Here is a 12,160-nt window from a genome sequence, read left to right as displayed (position 1 = left end):
ACTTAGCTCCCCCCAAGCGAACAGTTAGCCGCTGGCCCGCTATCGCAGGCGTACTGTACATCCGCTGGTTCTCCAACTAGGCCGTAGTAGCTGCCATAGGACTGCCGCACCTCCGGCTTTCCTCTCACAATCGGCACTTGACGCATCGCCTGGTGATCACAGGCCCGGAGGGTCTGTGTTCCGAGACCGGCGTCGTACTCGTGTCCTTCGAGCGCTCCGATGACATCGATCGGGTTGAACGTTCCCGCCCGCTCGACTGCGCTGGCATATTGTAACGTTTGCGTGTATGCGATGTGGGCTGCTCCTGATGGGGACGCCGATTTCGAGGTCCCCGTCGAACTGCCGTACTCTTCACGGAACGTCTCTCGGAAAGTATTCGACAGCGGCGAGTTGATCTCCGGACTCCAGGCGACTGTTCCGATAACGCCCTCTATCGCACCGCCTGCGGTCTGGGCAATATCTCTCGAGGCTATCGGAAGGACGATATTCGAGTCCGGGAACTCGTCTCGGAACGCTCTGAGTGCGTTTACTGCGTCGAGGCCACCAAGCCCGAGGACGATCACGTCGAAATCGACCGACTTGATGTCTGCTGCGTACTGGGAGTAGTCGCTTGTCCCGACCTGTGCAGTCGTATCCCAGACAGGTGCCCAGCCGAGATTCCCGAGGGTTGTCTCCATATCGTCCCGGAGTGTCCGTCCCCACTCGTTGTCCTGAGAGATCTTGACGTAGTTGATGTCGTCTCCGAACTCATCACCGAGGGCCGGGGCCAGCGCTTCGGCCGCCATACGGTTGTTGAACATCTCGCGGAAGGAGTACCGGTTGCAGTCAGCACCCGTCAGCGAGTTCGCGTTACCCATCGTTGCCATGTAGATGACCTGGTTCTGCGCCGCAACCTCCTGATTGGCCAGACCGGAGCTGCTGGACGTGCCACCAGCAAGCATAATTACATCTTCACTATCGACAAGCCGCTGTGCGTTGCTCCGGGCGGTATCTGAACTGCCGCCCGTATCTTCGACGGCGAATTCGACTTCCTTATCCAGAAGGCCATCACCGTCAAGCGGCGACTCGTACTTCTCGCTCGTTACCCACCCACCACCGTTGTTAATGTGTTTGACCGCGAGTTTGAAACCCCGTAGTTCCTGCTTACCGGCCGTTGAATACGCTCCCGAAGAAGCGACGTTAAAACCGAACGTCACCGAATCCCCGGACACCGGAAAGTTTCCAACTGGAGTTGGGGTCGGCGTCTCGTCCCCATTTGTCACACCCTCGCTACCACCACAACCTGCAAGTCCGGTCAGCCCGGCCGCACCAATCGAGCGGAGTAGGTTCCGCCTAAAGACAGACGGCCCACCACCATTTCTCCCTGAATCCATACTGGCGTGTGTAAATTACTATAGCACATAAACTTTTGGAGAAAACTAATGCTGACGGTACTCGGCGATTAAAACTACAAATTGACTGACTATAATATAGTAAGCGGAGACTACCAGCCCCGTCAGACGACTGGTTCTCCAGGATTTATACCCAGCCAGTGAGCAACGTCGGATATGACGGAGTTAGTGACGTTCGGCGAGACGATGTTGCGGTTATCGCCACCTGACGATGAGCGACTGGAGACCGCAGACCAGTACACTGTCAAGGCGGCTGGCGCAGAATCAAACGTTGCAGTCGCCGCTCAGCGGCTTGGGCTCGATTCGCTGTGGACCTCGAAACTCCCCGATTCACCGGTCGGTCGCCGAGTCACGGGTGAACTCAAACACCACGGCGTGTCGGTCGAGATTGCCTGGGACGAATCCGACAGCGCCCGGCAGGGCACCTACTACCTGGAACAGGGCAGTCCACCACGGGGTAACGATGTTATCTACGACCGCCAAAACGCCAGTGTCACAACCGCTACACCGGCTGAACTTCCGACGGGGACCATCACAGACGCTGCGGGATTCCACACCTCGGGCATCACACCGGCGCTTTCCGAGACGCTCGAATCGACCACTGCTGACCTCCTCTCGCTCGCACAGGACGCGGGTACGACCACGAGCTTCGACCTGAACTACCGCTCGAAGCTCTGGACGCCGGCGAAAGCCCGTTCAGTTCTGACCGAGCTATTCCCGTCTGTCGATGTGCTCGTCGTCGCCGAACGCGACGCAAACGTCGTGTTGGACAGGACCGGTGATGCGGAAACGATTGCTCGGGACCTCGCCGCCGAGTACGGGTTCGAAGCGACAGTGATCACCCGCGGCAGTGACGGCGCGCTCGCGCTTGCCGACGGGACCGTAACGGAGCAGCCGACGTTCGAGTCGACTGACGCACATCCGGTCGGGACCGGCGACTCTTTTGTCGGTGGCTTCCTCTCGCAGTATCTCTCCGGCGGTACTGTTGCAGACGGGCTTGCCTGGGGTGCCGCGACGGCCGCACTCAAACGAACCATCCCGGGCGACATTGCGGTCGTGTCGCCCGACGAAGTCCGCTCGGTTCTCAGTGGCGACACGGAAGCGATTTCGCGGTAGCTACGCCGTCCAGCAAGCTTCTTATCCCTTCGCGGGGAACGGCAGGGTATGATTAACTATGAACGCTGTAAACTGTGGTTCCCCGGAGACGGAGGTCACAATGCGTAGCGCAAAGATCGTCTGTACTCTCGGTCCCGCGTCAGACTCGATCGACGATATCGCGTCGCTTGCAAAGGCCGGTATGTCCGTTGCCAGACTGAACGCGAGCCACGGCTCGCCGGAACACCGCCGTGAAATGATCGATCGAATCCGCGAGGTAGACGAAGCCGTCGAGGAGCCGGTCGCAGCCATGCTCGACATGCCAGGTCCGGAGGTCCGGACCGCGGAGATCGACGAACCGATTCAGCTCACGGAAGGGTCTACTATCCGGTACGTCGTCGGTGACGACGCGACGCCGGAGGAGGTCGGTCTTTCGCAGTCGATTACGGCGGTCGAACCGGGCGACCGCGTGTTGCTCGATGACGGACGCATCGAAACGACTGTCGAGCGCGTCGAGGACGACACAGTGTTTGCGACCGTCGAGAACGGCGGAAAGCTCTCCGCCCGCAAGGGCGTCAACGTTCCTGGCGTCGAACTCGACCTGCCGACCATCACGGAGAACGACAGGCAAGAACTCGACGTGGCCGCCGAGAAGGAGCCCGATTTCGTGGCCGCGTCGTTCGTCCGCGACGGCGAGGACATTTACGAGATCAGCCAGGCGCTCGAAGAGCGCGGCGTCGACATCCCGATCATCGCCAAGATCGAACGGGCGGGGGCCGTCGAGAACCTCGACTCGATCATCGACGAGGCTTACGGCGTGATGGTCGCCCGCGGCGACCTCGGCGTGGAGTGCCCGCTTGAGGATGTCCCGATCATTCAAAAGCGCATCATCCGCCGGTGCCACGAGGCTGGCGTGCCGGTCATCACGGCAACCGAGATGCTGGACTCGATGGTCCACTCCCGGCGGCCGACACGCGCGGAAGCCTCCGACGTGGCTAACGCCGTGCTTGATGGAACTGACGCAGTGATGCTCTCCGGCGAGACGGCGATCGGTGACCACCCGACTCGCGTCGTCGAGACGATGGATCGGATCATCCGCGATGTCGAGGGCAGCGAGGAGTACGCTGAGTCCCGCGAGCAGCGCGTGCCAAACGCCGGTGATACCCGGACGGACGCGCTCGCACGCTCCGGTCGGTTCCTCGCCCGCGACATCGGGGCATCGGCGATTGTCGCCGCGTCCGAGTCCGGCTACACCGCCCTGAAATCGGCGAAGTACCGACCGTCGATTCCCATCGTCGCGTCGACGCCAAGCGAGCGCGTCCGCCGGAAGCTCGCGCTCTCGTGGGGCATCACGCCTGTAACGACCGAGTACACTACCGAGGGCGCTGATGCCGTCATTCAGACAGCAGTGCAGTCGGCCCTCGACACCGAAGCCGCTGACAGCGGTGACACAGTGGTCGTCCTGTCCGGGATGATGACCGAACTGGAGGGGATGAACACGGCGAACATGCTGAAAGTCCACGTCGCGGCCGAAACGGTCGCCAGCGGTCGGTCCATCGTCGACGGCTTGGTGACCGGCCCCGTCCATCGGATTTCGACGGCCCCGCCCCGGGAGTCGCCGGGCGACCTCTCGAACGTCCCCGATGGGGCGATACTGGCGGTTCCGGAAGGGTTCGACGGCGAGTTCGTCGGCGACACTAGCCGCATCGGCGGCATCATCGACGGCCATGAGGGTGTGACGAGCTACGCGGCCATCGTCGCCCGCGAGCTGTCGATTCCGATGATATCGAACGCGGACCTGCCCGATGCTGTCTCCGACGGGTCGACCGTCACCCTGGATTCTGAACGCGGCGTCGTCTACGAGGAGGCCGTTGGGCGAGAGGACATCTCGGGCAGGGAGCGAGACTACTAGCCGCAGTAGAATCTGTGTAGTTAAGTATCGGTGGGGCAACCCTTCGACCAGCATGGGCGCTTACGCAGGGGTCGACCTCGGAGCGACACATATTCGGGCTGTTATCGGTGACGAGACGGGCTCGATCGTCGCGTCACACAAAACTGAGACACCGCGTGGACCGGCAGGTATCGCGGTCACGGAGGCGGTCCTCGACTCGATCCGGCAGGCCTGTGATGCCGCCGACATCGCACCCACAGACGTGGTTGCCGCCGGGATCGGTTCCTTCGGTCCGATGGATCTGGCCGAAGGCGTCGTGGAAAACCCGGCGAACCTTCCCGACACCATCGACCGGATTCCGCTGACCGGGCCGGTCGAAAATCTCATCGGCAGTGAGCGGGTCTCGTTGCATAACGACGCGAACGCCGGCGTCATCGGCGAGCGGTTCTACTCGGACCGGAGCCCCGATGACATGGTGTATCTCACTATCTCGTCCGGAGTCGGTGCCGGGGTCGCCGTCGACGGGAACATCCTGTCAGGCTGGGACGGCAACGCCGGCGAGGTCGGTCACCTGACAATCGATCCGAACGGATTCATGACCTGTGGCTGCGGCCACGACGGCCACTGGGAAGCGTACTGCTCGGGCGAGAACATCCCGCGATACGCCACGCAGTTACACCGGGAGGACCCCGTCGAGACGGCGCTCCCAATCGAGACTGAGGAGTTTTCCGCGGCGGATATCTTCGAGTATGCTGGCGAAGACGAGTTCGCGTCCCACGTCCTCGATCAGATCTGTCACTGGAACGCGATCGGCGTTGCAAACATCGTTCACGCGTACGCGCCACTCGTCGTTTATGTCGGCGGGGCCGTTGCGCTCAACAACCCCGAGCAGGTGCTAAACCCGATCCGGGAGCGGCTTGACGACATGGTGATGTCGAACATCCCGGACATCCAGTTGACGCAGTTCGGCGACGACGTCGTGGTTCGCGGCGCACTGGCGTCCGCGCTGACTGGCGGCACAGGTGACCCATCACAGCGCGTCTGAAAAGCGTCGACCAGCCCGCGGAGCGTCGGGCTACTGTTGCAGGTCGTACAGCCGGCGGAAGGCCGTGGCGGGGAACCGCGGTTCGACACGGCTTGGCGGGCGTCCCTGACCGTTAGTGACCGTCGCCTCGACACGATCAACGACACCGGATTCCGCCATTTCGTAGAGGAACCGCTTGACGGTCCCGGCGGAGAGATCGACCGATTCTACCGACGCAATCGCCTCCGTCGTTGCCGTTACCGAGGAGCGTTCGCTCTCCTCTAAGTCGATGAGTTCTCTGAGGACGGCCTGCCGGTTCGTCGGCAGGGAGAGGACGACCCCCAACGAAACGCAGGGATCGGGCACCTCCGCGATGGCCGCGTCGACGTTGGCCTGTGTGATGCGGTCCTGTCCCCGTTCCTCGGCAAACTCCGCGGCGATAAACAGCGCGGCAAGGGCATCGTGGGCGTTTCCGTCCGCCCAATCGGCGATATGCCTCGCCAGGCTGTGGTCGAGCCCCTGCTGGGCCAGTCCGTTCGAGGCCCTGGTCATCAACACGTCGACAAGCATCTGCCGTTGATAGCGGTCAATACTGATCGACTCGGCGGTGTACCGCGTCAGTTCAGTTGCCGACGGGTCATCGCGACCGATAGCGAGCCAGCTGACGTTACTCGGTAAGCCAGCAAACAGGTCAACAAGAGCCGGGGCCTGAATGCTCTCCGGTTCGCTGATGTGGTCAACCGCGATGACGATACCTGTGCGTTGCTCTCGGACTAGCTCGTGGAGTCGTGATTTGAGCGTCTCCGTCCCGATCCCGTGTTCCGGCACCGAGTCGTCCACAAGCGAGTCCAGCACTGCATGGTAGAACGCGAACTCGCTCGCGGTCTCTCGGGCGTTCACGTACACGAACGACGGCGAGGTCGGTGGCTGTGCACGGGTCGTCGTGTGGATGATCGCCTGTTGCTCCGTGGGAAGCTGTTCTAAATTGGCGAAAAGCGCTGTGATAACTGCGGACTTCCCTGAACCACGGGGTCCGTACACGTACGCGTTCGGCGGAAGCTGCCCGTCGAACACCGGATCAAGGTGGTCGAGAAGCCGTTCAAGCACTGGACCGCGGTCAGCCGGCTCCTCTATGTGGACGACCGGTGAGATCGACTCGTAATCCTGAATGAGCCGTGGCTCACCGTTCCGGCGTTGTCGACGCTTGATTCTCGCTTCGATGTCCATGCTTGGCAATTAGATCGTGTGTATATTCGATTGGACCTGTAAATAAAAAGCCGTATGAGTTCTTACGGCAGAGGGATAGCGGCGGACGTCGTGAACACTCCAGCCAGTGCCAGAATGCCCAGGATGAGAGTCGTCGTAATAATCGATGCGGCTGGCGGGTCAAAGTGCGTATCCGAATGCGCGTAGAAGATGCGCTGGTAGACCTCACCGAACAGCGCACCCAGGATACCGAAGAACGCGCCTAGGCCGAGCGCGACTAGGACACTTGCTCCGTCCGTCATCGCCATGCTGGCGACGAACGTTGCCGGGAGCGTCATGTGGTGCGTAACCGGGAATTTCTCCACACCGAGGTTCAGGAACAGCAGACTCGCTGCTGAGATACCGAATGGGAGGAAGAGACTCCCGGTTTTCGCGAAGATGTATGCACCAAGGATGCCGGTGATGAGGCCGAGCATTGCGACGTGTGTCCATTTGTACTGGTGTGGCAGCCACGGCTCGACAGCCGGTCGCTCGGCGGCCATTCCACCGTCCGTTGCGACTTCCTCACCCGACCGCATCTTTCCGCTCTCGAACGGCGACATATCGAGCAGGCCGCTTCCACGGGCACGGCCGATAACCGGGTAGCCAAAGACTAGACGGGCGATAACAGCGGTCAGGATGACGCCTGCCGCAGGCGGATCGATCGGAACCCCGAGTCCACCGGACGTCTGCCGGATCGCCATACCCAGGATACCGAATACCCCACCGACAGCAAGGACGTCCGGTCGGGTACCGAGGGCGTAGGCGATGTCCTTCGCCGGGTGGTAGTCACCGTCGTCCGGCTCGTACATTCCGTCGTACTTCGCGGCGTAAGCGGCTGCTGCCACACCACCAGCGAAGGCGACGTGTGGCCCGAACACGGGACCGAAAGCCAGTGGGCCGACGATGCCGGCTCCGTACCCACCGGCGGCACCGGAAATGACGTCAGGCGAACCGCCGACGAACGACTCTGAGACGACGTTACCGGCTTCTCCAATCAGCACCATGAAGCCGGTGAAACAGAACGCCGGGAGTGCACCGATAGATGCTCCGAACGCGCCGCCCGCGAACGCCGCGATGGCGAGAACGAGCATATCGACTGCCGTGAGTCCGAATGCGATTGCCATCTGTTATTCCTCCTGTGCCCAGTCGCGGGAACGGTCGACGGCGTCGTCCCAGCGGGCGTACATCTTGTCTGCCTTCTCGACGTCCATCTCCGGCGAGAACTCCTCGTCGACCTGCCAGTTGTCCCGGAGTTCGTCGACGGTGTCCCAGTACCCGACGGCGAGGCCGGCTGCGTATGCCGACCCGAGGGCAGTGGTCTCGTCGACCTGCGGTCGAGCGATGTCCGTTTGGATGATGTCGGACTGGAGCTGACAGAGGAAGTTGTTCTTGACTGCACCACCGTCGACTCGCAGCGTCGTCATCTCGACACCGGAGTCTTCCTCCATCGCTTCCGCGAGGTCGCGGGTCTGGTACGCGATGGATTCCAGGGTCGCACGCACGATATGCTCCTTTCGCGTTCCGCGAGTCATACCGACAATCGTCCCGCGTGCGCGCCCGTCCCAGTGTGGAGCGCCGAGACCCGTGAAGGCCGGCACCATGTAGACACCGTCGGTTGATTCAACCGAGCGGGCCAGTTCCGCCGTCTGGGCGGCGTTGTTGATGAGGTCGACGTCTTCGAGCCATTCAATGGCCGCGCCAGCGATGAAGATGGAGCCTTCCAGCGCGTACTGGACGGGCTCACCGGACATCTGGAAGCCAACGGTCGTCAGCAGGCCGTTATCCGAGGCGACTGCTTCGGAGCCAGTGTTCATCAGGTAGAACGCGCCGGTGCCGTAGGTGTTCTTCGCATCACCCTTATCGAAGCAAGTCTGGCCGAACAGCGCGGCCTGCTGGTCGCCCAGCGCGCCCGCAACGGGGACCTCCTCTTCGAGGAAGCCGTCCGCGTCAGTGTGCCCGTACAGGCTCTCGTCGGAGGACGGGCGGACTTCCGGAACCATGGACTTCGGAACGCCGAACTCTTCGAGGAGTTCGTCGTCCCACTCCATGTCGTGGATGTTGTACAGCATCGTCCGCGATGCGTTCGAGACATCCGTGATGTGGTTCCCGGTGAGCTTGTAGATGAGCCACGCGTCGATGGTGCCCATGAGGAGTTCACCGTCTTCGGCCCGCTCGCGGAGGTCAGCGCCACGCGAGCTCTGCATCTTGAGCGGCTCCGCGTTATCGAGGATCCACTCGGTCTTGGTCGCCGAGAAGTAAGCGTCACATTCCAGCCCGGTCTTCCCCCGGATCCACTCGACTTTGTCCTCTTCCTGGATTTCCTCGACGCGGTCGGTGGTTCGGCGGTCCTGCCAGACCAGCGCGTTGTGGACCGGTTTGCCGGTCTCCTTGTCCCAGACGATCGTCGTCTCACGCTGGTTCGTGATGCCGAGCGCCTCAAGCTGTTCGGCACCGACACCTGCATCCGCCAGCCCCTTCGTTACGACTTCCTGCGTGTTTTCCCAGATCTCGACGGGGTCGTGCTCGACCCAGCCGGGCTCCGGGTAGATCTGTTCGTGCTTCTCGTAGGCGTTCGCAACGACCTGGCCGCTATGGTCGAACACCATGAAGCGGGTCCCGGTCGTTCCCTGGTCGATCGCGCCAACGTATGTGTCTGCCATTGTTGTGTTCTCCGTGGTGGAGGTAGCTTATTTATGAAAGCTACCACCTTGCCAGTAAACAACATAGTGAACCATTATAAAGATTACTAATGGTGATGTTTGGCTAGTAAAGAAAGGAGGAGACGGCGCTACCGGTCGGAATCGTACCGCTCAAGCTGCTTTGTGACCTGTGTGTCGAGTCGATCGAGTGCGGCCGGGACCGAATCGGGCCCATCCATACTGTCGACTGCGTCTTCGATGATTGTTCGAACCGTATCGAACGGGCCGATCTGTGCGCCCCGCGTTGCGGTGGTATCGCGCGTCTCAATGAGCTGGTCGAACGCCGTCTTGTAGTGTGGGTTCTGGTCGAACCAGTCGTCAGCCCGGAGCTGTGGAATCGTCTCTTCGTGGACCGGGAAATACCCGGTTTCCTGGTGCCACCGACGTTGCTGGGCTGGTTCGGTAAGCCAGGTGAGGAACTCGCCGACAGCGTCGTGTACGGCCTCGGAAACGGCATCGCCGACCCAGAGGGATGCGCCGCCGACGAGTACGCCGGTCCGGTCGTTGAGCACGGGGAACCGGCCGGTCCCGACATCGAAATCGGCACTGCTTTCGATGCTGTTCAGCGACGACGTCGAGCCGATCAGCATCGCGGCGTTCCCCTCGGCGAAATGGGCCCGAGCCGCGCCTCTGGCTTCGATTCCGGGGTCGTGGTACAGTCCATCCGCTTCGAGGTCTTTCCACCACTCGAACAAGTCGTGGGCGAACGCCCCGTCGAGATAGCTCTCCGTCGGTGACCCGGACCGCCCGTTGTTCTGGTCCACGAGGAGCTGGTCAGCCTCGGCAAACCACTGTTCGACGAACCACGAGTAGTTCGCGAACGTGATACCGGTGTCCACGCCTCTCCCGTCGACGAGCTGCGCAGCCGCGCTTCGCACGTCAGCGAGAGTTTCCGGGGGCGAATCGGGATCGAGCCCCGCCTCCCTGAACGCGTCGCGGTTGTAGGCCATCACCGGGTTCGACGCGTTGAACGGCAGCGAGTGGAGCTTCCCGTCGAACCGGTAGTAGTTCGTGACCGGGTCAAGCAGCGAGTCGATGTGGGTTGCGGGGAGGAGTTCCTCGACGGGCCTAAAGTGTCCACTGTCGCGCGCACGCGTGGTACCGATCTCAAATATCTGCGCAATCGCCGGTGGGTCACCGTTTTCGGCGGCGTTCAGCGTCGCATCGAGGGTTCCGCGATAGCTCCCTTTCGACCGCAGTGTGAGACTGATACCCTCCGTCTGTGATTCGAACTCGCGAACGAGTTCTTCAAGCAGTAGCGCTTTTTGCCCACCCATCGCGTGCCAGAACTCGACGACGGTTCCGTCCGTGTTTGCCGCCGCCGAACCGGTCGCAAGTTCGAACGAATCCAGCGACGCGTCCAGTGATTCGGCCCGCTCGGTGAGCGTCGAGACCCGCGTCGAAACCTCCGCGAGTTCCGTCGTCTGGTCCGCTGCGGCGTCGGCGGCGATAGCCGCCTCTTCAGCCGTCCGGGTGCTGATGTCCTCGACGTCGTCGACCATCGAGACGACTTCCTGTGTGGAGTCGGCCTGCGTATCCGTCGCATCGTCGATCTCCTGGACGCTCGAATCGACTTCCTCGACCATCGAAACAACGGAATCCAGTTCGTCGAGTGCGCTGGCGACCGACGACCGGGTGTCCTCGACGCTTTCCCGAGTGTCGTACATCTCTGACACCGTTGCGTCGGCCTGTTCGTGCACTTCCTGGATGGAAGCCGCGATTTCGTCGGTCGCTTCCTTCGTCTCGGTCGCGAGCGATTTGACCTCCTCGGCCACGACGGCGAACCCGTCGCCGGATTCCCCTGCTCGGGCCGCTTCGATGTTGGCGTTCAGTGCCAACATGTTGGTCTGGTCCGCGACGTCCGTGATGAAACCCACAATCTCCTCGATGTCCGACAGCAGGTCGTTCAGTTGTTCGACCTTGTCGACGGTCGCTTCGGCGTTGTCGGTCAGCCGGTCGAGCGTCGTCATCGCCGAGGACGCCGACTCCAGTGCGGATTCGCCTCGAACGCTGGCTTCGCTGGACGTGTCTGCGACCTCGTTTGCGGCGCTCGCTATCTCCTCTATCGTCGCCGAGAGGTTCCGCATCTCGTCGGAGATCGACTGTATCTCGTCGCGTTGCTCGTCCGAACCGGTCGAAATCTCGCCGACAGCGCCGCTCACGTCCCGACTGGCGGACTTGACCGACCCGAGACGGGTATCGACCTGTTCCGTTGCGGCGGTCACCTGTTCACTGAACGACGCCATTCGGTCGACGGTGTCAGTCCATTCCCGGAGCAGTTCGCTGTATGCGTCGTACAGCGGTTCAGCCGCCTCAGCTGGTGGCTGTCCGGGTTTCGTAGTCAGGTCGCCGTCGGCGTTCGCCTTGGCAACAGAAGTGAGACGGTCGACAGCGGTTTCGAGCGCTTCACGTTCCGCCCGCTCCTGTTCGAGTTCCGCCGCCAGTTGTTCACATCGTGCTTCCAGTTTCGCCTGTTCAGGGTCGTTTTCGGTCTCTGTGTCCTTCTGGAGAGCGCCTGCCGACGGCGGTTCGGTCTCCGACTCGTTTCCATCCCGCCCCTCTGTGACGCCGCCGTCGGTACGTTCTCCATCAGGCGGGTCGTCTTCTGAGTCAAGTGGGTTCCATTTACTCATTGTCACTCCCGTTGGCCGAACGGCCAACACGTTCTCGGGAATAGTCCACTATCAAAATATATAATAGTTACTGTCGAAACGGTAGGAGTGATAACTACTGTTCGGGTACAGATACAGTGCCAAGACAGCCGTACTGAAGCTGCAAAAATTGAAGATATTCACCTATAATCAGTATATGG

8 protein-coding genes are annotated in these 12,160 nt (G+C 61.6%); 3 read left to right on the top strand and 5 right to left on the bottom strand.

Translation table 11 applies throughout. The features are described from left to right. Positions 1 to 2: 2 nt before the first annotated feature. The gene (locus C443_RS06425; protein WP_005534845.1) at positions 3 to 1,211 is read right to left on the bottom strand and encodes an ABC transporter substrate-binding protein; all 1,209 of its coding nucleotides are present in this window, start codon (positions 1,209 to 1,211) and stop codon (positions 3 to 5) included. A gap of 336 nt (positions 1,212 to 1,547) precedes the next feature. Here C443_RS06425 and kdgK1 point away from each other — a divergent pair, with 336 nt between their 5' ends. The 3 genes from kdgK1 to C443_RS06410 all read left to right on the top strand — a co-directional run bounded on the left by kdgK1 (position 1,548) and on the right by C443_RS06410 (position 5,422). Then, positions 1,548 to 2,507: a bifunctional 2-dehydro-3-deoxygluconokinase/2-dehydro-3-deoxygalactonokinase gene (kdgK1, locus tag C443_RS06420; RefSeq protein ID WP_005534844.1), complete on the top strand. Its 960-nt coding sequence runs from the start codon at positions 1,548 to 1,550 to the stop codon at positions 2,505 to 2,507. A 100-nt stretch (positions 2,508 to 2,607) separates the two neighbouring features. Beyond that, positions 2,608 to 4,398 carry a pyruvate kinase gene (gene pyk / locus C443_RS06415; RefSeq protein WP_005534843.1) on the top strand — a complete coding sequence of 597 codons (1,791 nt, stop codon included), beginning with the start codon at positions 2,608 to 2,610 and terminating at the stop codon, positions 4,396 to 4,398. A gap of 52 nt (positions 4,399 to 4,450) precedes the next feature. Beyond that, entirely contained in the window at positions 4,451 to 5,422 is a 972-nt protein-coding gene (locus C443_RS06410; RefSeq protein ID WP_005534842.1) for an ROK family protein, read from the top strand. 30 nt (positions 5,423 to 5,452) lie between these two features. Here the strand turns inward: C443_RS06410 and C443_RS06405 are convergent, their stop codons facing one another. The 4 genes from C443_RS06405 to C443_RS06390 all read right to left on the bottom strand — a co-directional run bounded on the left by C443_RS06405 (position 5,453) and on the right by C443_RS06390 (position 11,981). Then, positions 5,453 to 6,628, bottom strand: coding sequence for a Cdc6/Cdc18 family protein (locus C443_RS06405; protein WP_005534841.1), 1,176 nt, complete (start codon positions 6,626 to 6,628; stop codon positions 5,453 to 5,455). A gap of 62 nt (positions 6,629 to 6,690) precedes the next feature. Further along, positions 6,691 to 7,773, bottom strand: coding sequence for a hypothetical protein (locus C443_RS06400; protein WP_005534839.1), 1,083 nt, complete (start codon positions 7,771 to 7,773; stop codon positions 6,691 to 6,693). A gap of 3 nt (positions 7,774 to 7,776) precedes the next feature. Beyond that, positions 7,777 to 9,309, bottom strand: coding sequence for a glycerol kinase GlpK (gene glpK, locus C443_RS06395; RefSeq protein WP_005534837.1), 1,533 nt, complete (start codon positions 9,307 to 9,309; stop codon positions 7,777 to 7,779). A gap of 128 nt (positions 9,310 to 9,437) precedes the next feature. Further along, positions 9,438 to 11,981, bottom strand: a complete 2,544-nt coding sequence (locus C443_RS06390) for an extracellular solute-binding protein (RefSeq protein WP_005534835.1) — start codon at positions 11,979 to 11,981, stop codon at positions 9,438 to 9,440. Between the last annotated feature and the right edge of the window lie 179 nt (positions 11,982 to 12,160).

It is taken from the genome of Haloarcula argentinensis DSM 12282 (assembly GCA_000336895.1).
Taxonomy (GTDB): domain Archaea; phylum Halobacteriota; class Halobacteria; order Halobacteriales; family Haloarculaceae; genus Haloarcula; species Haloarcula argentinensis.
This window is presented reverse-complemented; position numbering and strand designations above follow the sequence as displayed.